Raw genomic sequence first — 14,685 nt, forward strand, 5'->3', positions numbered from 1 at the left:
GGCTGGAGCGTACCGTCAACTGTCGGGCATAACTGCCCCGATGTATCAACAGACGCCGATTTGTCCATGCTGCGACGCGGAATCCGCCGGACAAGACTCATAAACAGCAAAGTTCTGAATCATTCACAGAGAGGCTCTGATATAATACTCTGAAAAAATTTGCATTTTTTCTTATTTCCCGTTTTTCGTCGCAAGCCGCCCGCAAAGGACGTGGCTGGCGCCGACCTGTGGAAAAAGTGTTAACGAAAATTAACCAATGCGGCGCAATGGTTAAGAAAAAGTAAATCAAACTCTTTTAAATGGAATTTTCATTTTTCCGGTTTCGCGCTACCTCCATGGCGATGCGCAGGCTTCGCCTGGGCGAGCCGGGGAACGACGCTTTGTCCGACGAGAAACTTTTGCTGTCAGCGCTGCGCGGCGAGGCGCAGGCCATTCCGCCGATGTGGCTCATGCGCCAGGCAGGCCGCTACCTTCCGGAATATCGGGAGCTGCGGAGCAAGGCGAAGAGTTTCCTCGACTTCTGCTACACGCCCGCCATGGCGGCCGAAGCGACCCTTCAGCCCATTCGCCGCTTTCATTTCGACGCGGCCATCCTGTTCTCGGATATTCTCGTCGTACCGGACGCGCTTGGCCAGACGGTGTCCTTCGAGACCGGCGAGGGTCCGCGTCTCGATCCGATCGAGACGCCGGAAGGCGTGGACCAGCTCGGGGTTTTCGACGCCGGGAAGCTTTCGCCGGTTTTCGAAACCATCGACCGGGTTAAATCGGCGCTCCCCGCCGACGTCGCTTTCATCGGTTTTTGCGGCGCGCCCTGGACGGTGGCGAGCTATATGATCGCGGGGAAGGGCACGCCGGATCAGGCGCCGGCGCGACTGTTCGCCTTCCGGCACCACGCAGCCTTCCAGCGGCTCATCGACCGTCTGGTCGAGGCTTCGGTCGATTATTTGATTCGCCAGATCGACGCCGGCGTCGAGGCGGTGCAGATTTTCGACAGCTGGGCGGGGGTGCTGCCGGCGAATGAATTCGACTATTGGTGCGCGCGGCCGATCGGGCGCATGGTCGCCATGCTGAAGGAACGGCGGCCTGCGGTTCCGGTCATTGCCTTCGTGCGCGGCGCAGACGCGCAGCTTCCCGGCCTCACCCGGCGCCTCGGGGCGGACGGCTATGGCCTCGACACGGCGCTCGACTCTAAATGGGCAGTTGCGGAGACAGCCCCGAATGTCTGTCTTCAGGGCAATCTCGATCCGCTCGCGCTAATCGTCGGCGGCGAGGCGCTCGATCGGGAGATCGACACGATTCTGGACGCTTTCGCCGGCCGGCCGCATATTTTCAACCTTGGCCATGGCATTTTGCCGCAAACCCCTATCGAGCATGTCGAACGGCTCGTGGCGCGCGTCCGGCGCAAGTAGGACGCGGGCGGCGGGAGAGACGAATGTATCTTTGGATCAAGGCCCTGCACGTTATCGCCATCATTTCCTGGATGGCGGGTCTCCTCTATCTTCCAAGGCTTTTCGTTTACCACGCGGAGGCCGGGGCGGGGGCGCCGCAGGGCGAGACTTTCAAGATCATGGAGCGGCGGCTCTATCGCTACATCATGACCCCGGCGATGACGGTCGCCTGGATCACGGGGCTGTTTCTCGCCATCGACGGGGGGGCATTTCAGCAGCCATGGTTTCACGTGAAAGCAGCGCTCGTCGTCCTGCTCAGCGCGGTCCATCTTCACGATGGGGTCTTGCTGCGCAGCTTCGCGACTGACGCCAACGTCCATTCCTCCCGCTATTTCCGCATCGTCAACGAGATTCCCACCCTGCTGATGATCGGGATTGTCTGCCTTGCGATCGTGAAGCCATTTTGACGGCGCTTGCGTCTTTTGGAAAAAGGCTTTAGAAGCGAGATCCTTACCCTTGGCAGACAGTCGTCAAGACTGCCGCGGATTTTCAATCCGGCGCTCGGGAAATTCCTCCCGCCACCCTGCCCTCCTTCCGAACGCACGTCTCTATCGAAGGCCCACATGCGGGAAATCAAACTTACGGACTTGAAAGCAAAGTCCGCCGCCGAACTTCTCGCTTTCGCCGAGGAGCACGAAGTCGAAAACGCGTCGCTGCTGCGCAAACAAGAGCTCCTGTTTGCGATACTCAAGCAATTTGCGAGCCGGGACGTCGAGATCGTCGGCGAAGGCGTCGTCGAAGTGTTGCAGGACGGGTTCGGTTTTCTGCGTTCGCCGGACGCCAATTATCTTGCGGGGCCGGACGACATCTATGTGTCGCCCTCTCAAATCCGCAAATTCGGCCTGCGCACCGGCGACACGGTCGAGGGCATCATCCGCAGCCCGAAGGAAGGCGAACGCTATTTCGCGCTGCTGAAGGTCAACACCATCAATTTCGAGGATCCGGAGAAGGTGCGCCATAAGGTGCCCTTCGACAATCTCACGCCGCTCTATCCGGACGAACGGCTGAAGCTCGAGATCGAGGATCCGACGAAAAAGGATCTTTCGTCGCGGGTCATCGACTTGGTGGCGCCGATCGGCAAGGGGCAGCGCGCGCTTGTGGTCGCCCCGCCGCGCACCGGCAAGACCGTGCTGCTGCAAAATATCGCGCAGTCGATCACGACCAATCACCCCGAATGTTATCTGATCGTGCTGCTCATCGACGAGCGCCCAGAGGAAGTAACCGACATGCAGCGCTCCGTGCGCGGCGAGGTCGTGTCCTCCACTTTCGACGAGCCGGCTGTGCGCCACGTGCAGGTGGCTGAGATGGTGATCGAGAAGGCGAAGCGGCTCGTCGAACATCGCCGGGACGTGGTGATCCTGCTCGATTCGATCACGCGTCTGGGCCGCGCCTACAATACGGTGGTGCCGTCCTCCGGCAAGGTGCTGACTGGCGGCGTCGACGCCAACGCCCTGCAACGTCCGAAGCGCTTCTTCGGCGCGGCGCGCAACATCGAGGAAGGCGGCTCGCTGACGATCATCGCCACGGCGCTGATCGACACCGGCTCGCGCATGGACGAAGTCATCTTCGAAGAGTTCAAGGGCACCGGCAACAGCGAGATCATTCTCGATCGCAAGGTGGCCGACAAGCGCGTCTTCCCCGCGCTCGACATCACCCGCTCCGGCACCCGAAAGGAAGATCTGCTGGTCGCGCCCGACATCCTCAAGAAGATGTATGTTCTGCGCCGCATCCTCAACCCGATGGGCACGGTTGACGCGATCGAGTTCCTTCTCGGCAAGCTGCGTGAAACGAAGAACAACCAGGGCTTCTTCGATTCGATGAATACGTGATGGCGCGCGCGCCTTAAACCGACCGGCCTCTGCGCGCGTATAAACTGCGAGCGTCAGCAAGAGGAGGTCCGATGTTCGACAATTTCGCCAATATCTGGACGATTGTGTCGGAGGCTCGCGACCTGAAGCCCGGAAAGCCGCTGGGCTTACGCATCGCCGGCGAGCGGATCGTTTTTTTCCGCGACGCCTTGGGCAAGGCCTGCGCGCTGCTCGACAGATGCCCGCATCGCGGCGCAGCGCTGTCGCTGGGGCGCGTCGACAAGGGCGAGATCGAATGTCCCTTTCATGGCTGGCGCTTCGACGGGGAAGGCTGCAATCGCCACGTGCCCTGGAATCCGGACGCCAAGCGCGAAAACTTGGGCGCCGTCGCCCTGCCTGTTCGCGAGACCGAGGGACTGCTTTGGCTCTACACAGGCTTCTCGCCCGATAAGGAGCCGCAGGCCAGCGAAACCTTCCACACTCCCAGCCTTGCGGTCTGCGCCCAGTCGGTCGTTTGGAACGTCCATTGGACGCGGGTGATGGAAAACATGCTCGACATGCCCCATCTGCCTTTCGTGCACCGCAAAACAATCGGCAAGGATGCGCGGCGCCTGATCGGCGGGCGGATGGACGTTTATTGGGAAGACCGGCCCTATGGCGGGCGGATCACCAGCGCGATTGACGGCGTTGCGCGCCCCGGCGTCCTCGAGTATCGGTTTCCCAACGTCATGGAGCTTTTCATCGATCCGCCGGGCAAGCTCCTGCGCCTGATGGTCGCCTGCATCCCGGAGGACGACAGGAGGACGCGTCTCCTGCTGTTCACCATGCGCAGTTTCGCCCGTTCCCCTCTGCTCGATCCGGTCTTCCGTCTGATGAATCGCCGGATCGCGAGGGAGGATCAGGCCATCGTCGAATCCTCGCTGCCAGGGAAAGTTCCCCATCCTGGCGAGGAAGCCTCGGTGCGCACCGACGCGCCAACCCTCGCCTTCAGACGTATCTATCGCATGCGGCTCATTGGGAGCGCGGCCAAAAGGCCCCGCGCGCCCCTTCAGGACGACGCCCCCACGGACTGACCCATGGAAACGATCTTTGCGCCGGGCACAGCCGCGGGCCGCGCCGCCATCGCGGTGATCCGCCTTTCCGGAGCCGCGGTTCAGGAGACGCTCGCCGCAGTCGCGGGCGCCCTGCCTGCGCCGCGCCGGGCCGATTTCGTGACGCTTCGCGACCCTTCGAGCGGTGAGACGCTGGATCAAGGACTGGCGTTGTTTTTCCCGGCGCCGCATTCCCCGACTGGCGAGGATTACGCCGAACTGCAAATCCATGGCGGACGCGCCGTGGTCGACAGCGTGCTGTCGGCCCTTTGCCGCAGGCCGGGTCTTCGCATGGCCGAGCCCGGAGAATTCGCTCGGCGCGGCTTCGCCAATGGCAAGCTCGACCTCTCTCAGGCGGAGGCGCTCGCCGATCTGGTTGACGCTCAAACCGATTCGCAGCGCCGCCAGGCCCTTCGCATTGCCGGGGGCGCTTTGCGGCGAAAGGTGGAAGGGTGGCGGCGCGCCCTGATCGAGGCGCTGGCTCTGGTGGAGGCCGAACTCGATTTCAGCGACGAGGCCGACGTCGGGAGTTTCAACAGCGCTCGCCTCCGCGCGCTCCTTGACGCCCCGCATGAGGAGATGGGCGCGGCGCTTCGCGATGCGCCCGCTTCGGAGCGGATGCGGGAGGGTTTTCAAGTCATCATTCTGGGCCGTCCAAACGCCGGCAAATCGACTTTGCTCAATGCGCTCGCGCGTCGGGACATGGCGATCGTCTCCCCCATGCCGGGCACGACGCGGGATATGATCGAGGCGCATGTCGACCTTGACGGCCTACCGTTGACCTTTATCGACACGGCAGGCCTGCGCGAAGCGGCGGACGAAATCGAGCGAATCGGCGTCGACCGGGTTCTGGAACGGATAGAGACGGCCGACCTTGCTTTGTGGCTATCGCCAGGCGGAGAGGACGAGCCGACCGCGTCCCCTTCCGTCGAGCTACTGAAGGTGGCGACGAAGAGCGACTTGGCGCCGCCGCCCGAGGGCTGGCTCGGGCTTTGCGCGCAGACTGGCGCGGGCTTGGAGGTTCTTTTACGGACGGTCGCGGACCTGGCGAAAGCGCGGATCGGCGACGGCGGATCGGCGCTCCTCATCCGTGAGCGGCACCGTTCGGCTGTCTCTTCCGCGGCCGCGGCCCTGGATTCCGCGCTTGCTGGCGAAAAGGACTTGGAATTTATCGCCGAGGATTTACGTTCCGCGGCGCGGGCCCTGGGCCGGGTGGTCGGCGCGGTGGATGTCGAAGACGTGCTCGATCAGGTCTTCACGAAATTCTGCATCGGAAAGTAAGCCGCCGGTTTCACGTGAAACAGGGGGCGCGTCCAGGAAAAGGCTTGCAAAGGGCGATGAACGAATTCGACGTTGTCGTTGTCGGCGGCGGACATGCGGGTTGCGAGGCCGCCGCGGCCGCTGCGCGTCTGGGCGCCCGCACCGCGCTGGCGACCCATTCACGTGCGACCATTGGCGCCATGTCCTGCAATCCGGCCATCGGCGGTTTGGGAAAGGGCCAGCTCGTTCGCGAGATCGACGCGCTCGATGGGCTGATGGGGCGCGTTGCCGATCGCGGCGGCATACAATTTCGCGTACTCAATCGCTCCAAGGGACCGGCCGTGCGCGGACCCCGCGCTCAGGCCGATCGCAAGCTGTATCGCGCCGCCATGCTGTCGGCGGTCGAGGCGATCGAGAGTCTCGTCATCGTCGAGGCTTCCGTTGAGGACCTGATTGTCGAGAATGGCGCCGTACGCGGGGTCGTGACGGCGACGGGGGAGAATATCCGCGCCGGCGCCGTGGTGATCACGACAGGAACCTTTCTCGGCGGCGTGATTCATATCGGAGACGCGCGGACGCCGGCGGGCCGCATGGGGGATCCCCCGGCTCTCGGCCTTTCCCGACGCCTGCGCGCCGCAGGGTTCGCCGTGGGGCGCCTCAAGACCGGAACGCCGCCCCGGCTGGATGGGACGTCGATTCGCTGGGATGATCTGGAGAAGCAGCATGGGGACCAGACGCCAGAACCATTTTCCCTCCTCACGCGCCAAATCGATAACCTGCAGGTCGCTTGCGCAATTACCCGGACGACGACCCGCACTCACGACATCATCCGCGCTGATCTGCATAAATCGCCGCTGAAGACTGGGGCCATCACGGGCCCAGGCCCGCGTTATTGTCCGTCGATTGAGGACAAGGTGACGCGTTTCGGGGATCGCGACGGACATCAGATTTTTCTGGAGCCGGAGGGGCTCGACGACGACACGGTCTATCCGAACGGGATTTCGACTTCGCTTCCCCTCGCCACGCAAGAGGCGTTCATCCGCTCGATCCCGGGTCTCGAGGCCGCGCGGATTCTCCGCCCGGGCTATGCGATCGAATATGATTACGTCGATCCGCGTGAACTAACGCCGGGTTTGGAAACCAAGCGACTCAAGGGATTGTTCTTCGCCGGCCAGATCAACGGCACCACAGGCTATGAGGAGGCGGCGGCGCAGGGGCTTGTCGCAGGGCTCAACGCCGCGCGCTTCGCGGCTGGAGCCTCGCCGGTGGTCTTCGATCGGGCTGAGGCCTATCTCGGCGTCATGATCGATGATCTCGTCACTCGCGGGGTGAGCGAGCCCTATCGGATGTTCACTTCCCGGGCGGAATATCGCCTCTCGCTCAGGGCCGACAACGCCGACGATCGTCTGACGCCGAAAGGACTTGGCCTTGGATGCGTCGGCGCCGCGCGGAAGGCGATTTTCACCTTGCGGGCCGAGAGGATCGCCCATGCGCGAGCTCTGCTCGAAAGCGTTTCGCTTACATCGGCGGCAGCGTTGAAAAGTGGGCTTCCCGTCAACCAGGATGGGCAGCGGCGTAATGGTTTCGCGCTTCTTGCCTTGCCGGGGATCACCGTGGCGCGGCTGCGGGAGCTCTGGCCGGAGCTCGGGGAAATTGATCCGGTGACGGCCGAGCGCGTCGAGACAGATGCGCGCTACGCCGTTTATCTCGACCGGCAGCAGGCGGATATCGACGCTTTCCGACGCGACGAGCAACTGGCCTTGCCCGAATCGCTTGATTACGAGTCGATCGCCGGGCTGTCGGCGGAACTGCGGAGCAAGCTCGCCTTTTTGAAGCCCCGCACGCTTGGCCAGGCGCAACGGATCGACGGCATGACGCCGTCCGCCCTCACCCTGCTGGCGGCGCGGGCGCGGCGCGCGTGAAGGGGGTCCATAAAAGATCGGCGGCGGCGGATCTGTGTCCGGCGCTCCGGCAGGTCGACGCCGAGCTTGCGATTTATGAAGATCTTCTGCGCCGGTGGCAGGCGAAGATGAATCTGGTCGCACCCAATACGCTTGATGACGTATGGTTGCGTCATTTTGCCGATTCGGCGCAGGTCGCGGACGCCGCGCAGGAGGCGAAGGTCTGGGTCGATTTCGGGTCGGGCGCGGGATTTCCCGGAATGGTGACGGCCCTGCTGATCAAAGGGATTCCGGGTGCGAAAGTCCATCTGATCGAGAGCGATCAACGCAAGGCCGCTTTCCTGCGGGCTGTTTCACGTGAAACTGCCGCGCCGGCGGAGATTCATGCGGAACGGATAGACGCCGTGCTGCCAAATCTCTCCGATCGCATCGACGCCGTCAGCGCCCGGGCCCTGGCGCCGCTTCCCCGTCTCGTCGACCTTGCTCGCGCGCCGCTCGAAGCCGGAGCAAAGGGCGTATTTTTGAAGGGGGAAGAATGGCGCGAAGAATTGACCGCCGCGCAACGCCTCGGTAGTTTCAAATTCAAAACAATCCAGAGCCGCACGCATCCGCGCGCCAGATTGATCATCGTCACATCATCGGCCGAGGCAAATTTTGAGCGCTCAGACTAACGGACCGCGCGTATTGGTGATGGCCAATCAGAAAGGCGGGGTCGGCAAGACGACGACCGCCATCAATCTCGGAACGGCCCTCGCCGCCGTCGGAGAGGAAGTTCTGGTTGTCGACCTCGATCCGCAAGGCAACGCCTCGACGGGGCTCGGGGTGGATCGGAAGTCGCGCAATCTGTCCACCTATGACGTGCTTCTCGGCGAGGCGAGCCTGGCCGACGCCGTTGTCATCACCGTCGTTCCGCGCCTGTCCATTGCGCCATCGACGCTCGATCTTCTGGGCGTCGAGCTGGAAATCGCGGGAGACAAGGATCGCGCCTTCCGCCTGAAACGCGCCCTCGCAGAACTTGTCGCCGCGGAGGCGCATGGCGGCAAGCATTACGATTACATCCTCATTGACTGCCCGCCCTCTCTCAACCTGCTGACGATCAATGCGCTCGCTAGCGCAGACGCCGTCGTCGTCCCGCTGCAATGCGAATTTTTCGCGCTCGAAGGCCTGTCGCAGCTGCTCTCGACTGTCGAACAGGTCACGCGGACCTTGAACCCGAAGCTTTCGATACATGGCGTGGTCCTGACCATGTACGATCCTCGCAATAATCTCGCGACGCAGGTGGCCGCGGATGTCCGGCGTTTCATGGGCGACAAGGTTTATGAAACGATGATCCCGCGAAATGTGCGGGTGTCCGAGGCGCCATCGCATGGAAAGCCGGTGCTCCTATATGATCTCAAATGTTCCGGCAGTCAGGCCTATCTCAAGCTGGCGTCGGAAGTGATCCAGCGCGAGAAGCGATTGCGGGCCGCCTGAGTGGAACGGCCTGACGCGCGGGTCGCTCGCAGGCTTCCGCGCAAGCGACAGGAAACCTCGCCAAAACAGATAATTGGAGCGATCCATGGTGGAAGAACCGCGCCGGCGCCTTGGCCGGGGCCTGGCCGCGCTTCTGGGCGACGCCAGCGAGGACGCGGCAGTAGAACGTCCGCGGGGCCAGCGAAAAGTTCCGATCGAATTTCTACGGCCAAATCCGCGCAATCCGCGCAGCCTGTTTCGCGAGGAAGATCTCGCCGATCTGACGAATTCGATTCGCGAGAAGGGGATCATCCAGCCCATCGTCGTGCGCGCCATTCCCGGCGTGGCGGACGCCTATGAGATCATCGCGGGCGAGCGCCGCTGGCGCGCGGCGCAGTCTGCGGGGCTTGCCGATGTGCCGGTCGTGATTCACGAGGCCGATGACAAGGAGGCGCTGGAGCTCGCGATCATTGAAAACGTCCAGCGCGCGGATCTCAACGCCATCGAAGAGGCGAAGGGCTATGAGCGCCTCGGGCAGGAGTTCTCCTATTCCCAGACCGAGATTGCAAAGATCATCGGCAAGAGCCGATCGCATGTCGCAAATACGCTGCGGCTGTTGAATCTGCCGGAGACGGCCAAGGCGCTGGTGGCGAATGGAAGCATTTCCGCTGGACACGCCCGGGCGTTGCTCGCTGTCGAAAATCCCGAAGCGGTCGCGCGCCGGATCGTCGAAGAGGGTTTGACGGTGCGCGACGTGGAGGCCATGGCGCAAGTTCGCGCCGAGGCGCCGGCCAAGGATGCGGCTTCGCCCAAAAAGCCCAGGGCGGAGAAGGACGCTGACACGCGGGCGCTCGAGAAGACCCTGCGCGACGCGCTGGGGATGAATATCGACATCCGGAATCAGGGCGAACGGGGCGAAGTGCGCATTCGCTACGAGTCTCTCGAGCAACTCGACGCGATCTGCCGGCTGCTCAGCGAATAATCGGCGCTGTTTCGGCCAACAAAAAAACCGGCCCCGTGAGGAGCCGGTTTCTTTTTTCGATCGGCCGTCGATCAGAACGGCAGGAGCTTCGGGACGCCCCAATCGCCGCCGAAGCGGTAGGTCAGACCAGCCGACACGACGATGGGATTGACCTTCACGGCGAGGTCGAGCGGAACCGAGAAGGTGCCGATGCCATTGCCGTAAGCGGTCGCCCACACGTGAGCGTTGGGCTCCATCATGATGTATTTGACGTCGACGTTCACGCCCCAGTGGTCGTTGAACATGTAGTCGGCGCCGGCCTGGCCGACGACGCCCCAAGACGGAGTAATGGTCGCGGAATTGGCGGTCACCCACCCGGTGAAGCCATTGCCGCCCCCGAGGAAACCGGCCGGCGTAATCAGCGGGATCGTCTGGTTGCCGGCGCGTGTGCCCCAATAGGCGGTGAAGTTCACGCCGACGCCGAGATAGGGCTGGAAGGCGCCGAAATTCGTGAAGTGATACTGGAGCATCAGAGACGGCGGGAAAACCCAGCTCTTGATGACGCTCGCGCCGTAGAGCGGGCCAAGGCCCTGAACGTGGTGCGGCGAGACGCAGCAGATCGCCTCGATCGCCCAGTTCTTCGTGAAGTAATAGGCGAGATCGACCATCGGAATGATGGACGACGAGATGCTCGTATTTGCCCCGTTGAAGACGCTGCCCGCGCCATTGCTCAGGCCCACGGCCTGGAGCACCGTCTGCGGGCCGCCCGGCGCGAAGAAGCCCCCCGGCAGATAGGAGCCCGTGCCGCGGTCATAGATCGTCGCCGTGCCCTCGGTCGGGATGACGCCGCCGACCTTCAGGCGAACCTGGAAAGGATGGAATGTGTCGATGACCGGCGGCGGCGGCGGCGGACCCTTGATCGCGCCAAGATCGGCCGCCTGGGCGGAGACGGCGGCTGTCCCCATCACAAAAGCGGCAAACGCGCCGCGAACAATATCCCTCATCGGAACCCCCGTATGAATCTCTGCAGTCGACGGTCGACGCCGTCGCGCGTCGAGTCGCAAGGAAGTTGCTACGTTTTCCGGTGATAGCAATTGACTTTTATCAAATATCTATGGCGCCAGCGTTCATTCTTTTCCATTGTGTCACTTGCGCAACATTTTTGGGCTGTTGCCTTGCAGCACGGCGGGCGCTAATCGAGACGCTGCGAAACGCTTGAGACTCTCAAGAAATCCGGCGCATTCCGCGTCTCAGCGGCGCCCAAGAAAGCGCCGCCCCATGCGCAAGGTCCGCTCACTTGACCGCAACCACGTCCAATGCCGAACCGCAGGTCGACGCCGCCCTCGCCGCCGCCCACGGGCTCAAACCCGACGAATATGAGCGCATTCTGGGGTTGATCGGCCGGACGCCGACTTTCACCGAGCTCGGGATTTTCTCCGCGATGTGGAACGAGCATTGCTCGTACAAATCTTCCCGAATCCACTTGCGCAAGCTGCCGACCAAGGCGCCCTGGGTGATTCGCGGGCCTGGCGAGAACGCCGGCGTCATCGACATCGGCGACGGCGACGCCTGCGTCTTCAAGATGGAGAGCCACAACCACCCATCCTTCATCGAGCCCTATCAGGGCGCGGCGACGGGCGTGGGCGGCATTCTGCGCGACGTCTTCACCATGGGCGCGCGACCTATCGCCTGCCTCAACCTGCTGCGCTTCGGCCGGCCCAGCCATCCCAAGACGCGCCATCTGGTGTCAGGCGTCGTCGCGGGCGTCGGCGGCTATGGCAATTCCTTCGGCGTGCCGACGGTGGGCGGGTCGACGGAATTCGATCCGTCCTATGACGGCAACATCCTCGTCAACGCGATGGCCGTCGGCCTCGCGCGCGCCGACTCCATTTTCTATTCCGCGGCCGCCGGCGTCGGAAATCCGATCGTCTATCTGGGCTCCAAGACCGGCCGTGACGGCATCCACGGCGCCACCATGGCTTCCGCTTCCTTTGAAGCCGACGCGGAGGAAAAGCGACCCACGGTGCAGGTCGGCGATCCCTTCTCGGAGAAGCTGCTGCTCGAGGCCTGCCTCGAACTTATGGCCTCGGGCGCCGTCATCGCCATTCAGGACATGGGCGCGGCGGGCCTGACCTCCTCGGCGGTCGAGATGGGGGCCAAGGGCAATCTCGGCATCGAGCTCGATCTCGACGCCGTGCCCTGCCGCGAGGAGGGCATGACGGCCTATGAGATGATGCTCTCGGAGAGTCAGGAGCGCATGCTCATGGTGCTCAAGCCGGAGCTGGAGGAGCAGGCCGAAGCCATTTTCCGCAAATGGGGGCTCGACTTCGCCATCGTCGGCAAGACGACGGACACGCTGCGCTTCGTCGTCAAACACAAGGGCGAGGTGAAGGCCGACCTGCCGATCAAGGAGCTGGGCGACGAGGCCCCGGTCTATGACCGTCCGTGGATCCCGACCCCGAAGCAGCCCGAGATCGACCCCGCGTCGGTGGCGCCGCCCCTTTCGAACCGCGACGCGCTCCTGAAGCTCCTCGCGACCCCGAACCTCTGCTCGAAGCGCTGGGTCTGGGAGCAGTACGACCACCTCATCCTCGGCAACAGCGTGCGCCGGCCCGGCGGCGACGCGGCGGTGATCCGCGTCAAGGATGGCCCGAAGGGCCTTGCGCTCACGACGGATGTGACCGCGCGCTACTGCGCGGCGGACCCGGTCGAAGGCGGCAAGCAGGCGGTGGCCGAGGCCTGGCGCAACATCACCGTGCGCGGCGCGACGCCGCTGGCGCTCACCGACAACCTCAATTTCGGCAATCCCGAGCGGCCTGAATATATGGGCCAGCTCGTCGGCTGCCTGGCTGGGATAGGCGAGGCGGCGGCCGCGCTCGACTTCCCGATCGTCTCCGGCAACGTCTCGCTTTATAACGAGACGCAGGGCGCCGGCATTCTCCCCACCCCCGCCATCGGGGGCGTGGGCGTGATTGCGGACGTCGCGAAATCCGCGCCGACCGGCTTTGCGCGCGACGGCGAGACCATTCTTCTCATCGGCGAGACGGCAGGCTGGCTCGGCCAGTCGGCCTATCTCGCCGACATTTGCGGTCGCAAGGAAGGCGCGCCGCCGCCAGTCGATCTCGCGGCGGAGCGCAGGAATGGCGAATTTGTGCGCGAACTGGTTCTCGCCGGCCGCGTCACGGCTGCGCACGATCTCTCCGACGGCGGGTTCGCCGTGGCGCTGGCCGAGATGGCGCTCGCGGGCGGCGTCGGCGCCGCGATCGACGCCCTGCCGGCGAGACTGGCCCATGCGGCTCTCTTCGGCGAAGATCAGGCGCGTTATCTCGTGACCGCGACCCAGGAAAACGCGCAGGCCATCCTGAGCGACGCGGCGGCGCGGGGCGTTCCGGCGCGCGCGCTCGGCGTCACGGGCGGCGACGCCTTGAAGCTTCCCGGCGAGGCGCCGATATTGCTCGCCGAGCTGCGCGAAGCGCATGAAACGCCGCTGCCGGCCTATATGGCCGGGGACGACAGTGTCTTTTCCGACAATTCATGACGCGAAGAGGACCAGGAAAATGCCCATGCCCGCCGCCGAAATCGAGCGGATCATCAAGACGGCCCTGCCCGACGCCACGGTGGAGCTGACGGCGCTCGCGCCCGACGACGACCACTGGGCGGCGACCGTCATTTCCGAACAGTTTCGCGGCCTCACCCGCGTGAAGCAGCACCAGCTCGTCAACGCCGCCTTCGGCCCGAGGCTGGGGACGGAGCTTCACGCGCTGGCGCTGACGACCCGCGCGCCGTAAAGACAACAAGCGACGCGGCGCCTTGAACGCCGCGAGAAAGGAAAGCCAAATGTCCGACATCAACAGCCGCATCAAAAGCGAGATCGAATCCTCCGACGTCGTCCTCTTCATGAAGGGCACGCCGGCCGCTCCGCAATGCGGTTTCTCCATGCAGGTGGTGCAGATCCTCAATCATCTCGGCGTGCCGTACAAGGCGATCAATGTGCTGGCCGACGGCGAAATCCGCGAAGGGATCAAGGCCTATTCGAACTGGCCGACCATCCCGCAGCTTTACGTGAAGAACGAATTCATCGGCGGCTGCGACATCACGCGCGAAATGTTCCAGTCCGGCGAATTGACCGCCCTCTTCGACAAGGAAGGCGTTCCCCACGCGCAGGCGCGCAAGGCGTAAAGCGCCATCCATTCCGGCTGCTGATTTTAGTTGCGCGTCGCTCTTTTCCGAGCGGCGCGCATTTGTTTTTTCGATGGGTCACGTCGGCTCCCGAGGGCCCATGCTGCAACTGCTCTTGGCGCCACAGCGGGGGAAGTATCTTACACTTTTTTATGACAGTCAGATGAAGGAGACTCTCGGTCACAGGCGCCGAAGGCGGACCCGAGAGATCGCCCGCCCGCGCAGCGTTCTGGAAATGGAGGAACCCATGTCCCATAAATTCGCCCTCGCCGTCGCGGCGCTCGGTGTCGCGCTCACTTCCGCCCCTGCGTTCGCCTATGATCGCTCTTTTGAATTCTCAGAGGTGTGGGGGCAATCGACTCAGAGGCACCGGCGCGACGACGCGCTGAGCGCCTCGCCGCGCGACGCGATGCGCCGTCAGTCGCCTTACGTCTTTCAGGGCCGTCCGCATGACCCGTCGGGTCACATCATCCTTGAGGGGGCCCGCTGATCCGGCGATTCGAGATTTGATGAAAACAAGCCCCGGCTCATCCGCCGGGGCTTTGTTTTTGAGCGGCGGGACAGTTGCGGAAGCACCGCATTCAA

At 63.5% G+C, this 14,685-nt stretch carries 14 protein-coding genes; 13 read left to right on the top strand and 1 reads right to left on the bottom strand.

The window, feature by feature from the left end; translation table 11 throughout:
• Positions 1-380: 380 nt before the first annotated feature.
• The 9 genes from hemE to ACV959_RS00925 all read left to right on the top strand — a co-directional run bounded on the left by hemE (position 381) and on the right by ACV959_RS00925 (position 9,942).
• Complete coding sequence (gene hemE / locus ACV959_RS00885; RefSeq protein ID WP_475738054.1) at positions 381-1,409, top strand: uroporphyrinogen decarboxylase; 1,029 nt, start codon at positions 381-383, stop codon at positions 1,407-1,409.
• A gap of 23 nt (positions 1,410-1,432) precedes the next feature.
• Complete coding sequence (hemJ, locus tag ACV959_RS00890) at positions 1,433-1,855, top strand: protoporphyrinogen oxidase HemJ (RefSeq protein ID WP_475738055.1); 423 nt, start codon at positions 1,433-1,435, stop codon at positions 1,853-1,855.
• 156 nt (positions 1,856-2,011) lie between these two features.
• A complete protein-coding gene (rho, locus tag ACV959_RS00895) occupies positions 2,012-3,277 on the top strand; it encodes a transcription termination factor Rho (protein ID WP_475738056.1) in 1,266 nt (421 codons plus the stop codon).
• Between the two features lie 71 nt (positions 3,278-3,348).
• A complete protein-coding gene (locus ACV959_RS00900) occupies positions 3,349-4,329 on the top strand; it encodes a Rieske 2Fe-2S domain-containing protein (protein ID WP_475738057.1) in 981 nt (326 codons plus the stop codon).
• Positions 4,330-4,332: 3 nt separating this feature from the next.
• Positions 4,333-5,628 carry a tRNA uridine-5-carboxymethylaminomethyl(34) synthesis GTPase MnmE gene (gene mnmE / locus ACV959_RS00905; protein ID WP_475738058.1) on the top strand — a complete coding sequence of 432 codons (1,296 nt, stop codon included), beginning with the start codon at positions 4,333-4,335 and terminating at the stop codon, positions 5,626-5,628.
• A 56-nt stretch (positions 5,629-5,684) separates the two neighbouring features.
• Positions 5,685-7,529: a tRNA uridine-5-carboxymethylaminomethyl(34) synthesis enzyme MnmG gene (gene mnmG / locus ACV959_RS00910; protein ID WP_475738059.1), complete on the top strand. Its 1,845-nt coding sequence runs from the start codon at positions 5,685-5,687 to the stop codon at positions 7,527-7,529.
• On the top strand, positions 7,526-8,179 hold the full coding sequence (locus tag ACV959_RS00915) for a 16S rRNA (guanine(527)-N(7))-methyltransferase RsmG (protein ID WP_475738060.1): 654 nt from the start codon (positions 7,526-7,528) through the stop codon (positions 8,177-8,179). The genes mnmG and ACV959_RS00915 overlap by 4 nt, the downstream gene beginning before the upstream one ends.
• Before the next feature lie 19 nt (positions 8,180-8,198).
• Complete coding sequence (locus ACV959_RS00920) at positions 8,199-8,981, top strand: ParA family protein (protein ID WP_475738061.1); 783 nt, start codon at positions 8,199-8,201, stop codon at positions 8,979-8,981.
• Between the two features lie 85 nt (positions 8,982-9,066).
• Positions 9,067-9,942 (top strand): ParB/RepB/Spo0J family partition protein, encoded by an 876-nt coding sequence (locus ACV959_RS00925; protein ID WP_475738062.1) that lies wholly within the window; start codon positions 9,067-9,069, stop codon positions 9,940-9,942.
• A 71-nt stretch (positions 9,943-10,013) separates the two neighbouring features.
• On the opposite strand, the gene ACV959_RS00930 is transcribed toward ACV959_RS00925, so the two are convergent.
• Positions 10,014-10,925: an OmpW/AlkL family protein gene (locus ACV959_RS00930; RefSeq protein WP_475738063.1), complete on the bottom strand. Its 912-nt coding sequence runs from the start codon at positions 10,923-10,925 to the stop codon at positions 10,014-10,016.
• 293 nt (positions 10,926-11,218) lie between these two features.
• Between ACV959_RS00930 and purL the strand changes: the two genes are divergently transcribed.
• The 4 genes from purL to ACV959_RS00950 all read left to right on the top strand — a co-directional run bounded on the left by purL (position 11,219) and on the right by ACV959_RS00950 (position 14,590).
• Positions 11,219-13,459, top strand: coding sequence for a phosphoribosylformylglycinamidine synthase subunit PurL (gene purL, locus ACV959_RS00935; protein WP_475738064.1), 2,241 nt, complete (start codon positions 11,219-11,221; stop codon positions 13,457-13,459).
• A 19-nt stretch (positions 13,460-13,478) separates the two neighbouring features.
• Complete coding sequence (locus ACV959_RS00940; RefSeq protein ID WP_475738065.1) at positions 13,479-13,709, top strand: BolA/IbaG family iron-sulfur metabolism protein; 231 nt, start codon at positions 13,479-13,481, stop codon at positions 13,707-13,709.
• A 49-nt stretch (positions 13,710-13,758) separates the two neighbouring features.
• Positions 13,759-14,100: a Grx4 family monothiol glutaredoxin gene (grxD, locus tag ACV959_RS00945; protein ID WP_475738066.1), complete on the top strand. Its 342-nt coding sequence runs from the start codon at positions 13,759-13,761 to the stop codon at positions 14,098-14,100.
• 100 nt (positions 14,101-14,200) lie between these two features.
• Positions 14,201-14,590, top strand: a complete 390-nt coding sequence (locus ACV959_RS00950; RefSeq protein ID WP_475738067.1) for a hypothetical protein — start codon at positions 14,201-14,203, stop codon at positions 14,588-14,590.
• The last annotated feature ends 95 nt before the right edge of the window (positions 14,591-14,685 follow it).

The sequence above is a fragment of the Methylocystis sp. Se48 genome, from assembly GCF_056269425.1.

Bases quoted from the DNA above. Each gene is read 5' to 3' on its own strand.
- hemJ (WP_475738055.1), top strand. From the start codon at position 1,433: ATGTATCTTTGGATCAAGGCCCTGCACGTTATCGCCATCATTTCCTGG.
- rho (WP_475738056.1), top strand. From the start codon at position 2,012: ATGCGGGAAATCAAACTTACGGACTTGAAAGCAAAGTCCGCCGCCGAA.
- ACV959_RS00900 (WP_475738057.1), top strand. From the start codon at position 3,349: ATGTTCGACAATTTCGCCAATATCTGGACGATTGTGTCGGAGGCTCGC.
- mnmE (WP_475738058.1), top strand. From the start codon at position 4,333: ATGGAAACGATCTTTGCGCCGGGCACAGCCGCGGGCCGCGCCGCCATC.
- mnmG (WP_475738059.1), top strand. From the start codon at position 5,685: ATGAACGAATTCGACGTTGTCGTTGTCGGCGGCGGACATGCGGGTTGC.
- ACV959_RS00920 (WP_475738061.1), top strand. From the start codon at position 8,199: ATGGCCAATCAGAAAGGCGGGGTCGGCAAGACGACGACCGCCATCAAT.
- ACV959_RS00925 (WP_475738062.1), top strand. From the start codon at position 9,067: ATGGTGGAAGAACCGCGCCGGCGCCTTGGCCGGGGCCTGGCCGCGCTT.
- ACV959_RS00930 (WP_475738063.1), bottom strand. From the start codon at position 10,925: ATGAGGGATATTGTTCGCGGCGCGTTTGCCGCTTTTGTGATGGGGACA.
- ACV959_RS00940 (WP_475738065.1), top strand. From the start codon at position 13,479: ATGCCCATGCCCGCCGCCGAAATCGAGCGGATCATCAAGACGGCCCTG.
- grxD (WP_475738066.1), top strand. From the start codon at position 13,759: ATGTCCGACATCAACAGCCGCATCAAAAGCGAGATCGAATCCTCCGAC.
- ACV959_RS00950 (WP_475738067.1), top strand. From the start codon at position 14,201: ATGCTGCAACTGCTCTTGGCGCCACAGCGGGGGAAGTATCTTACACTT.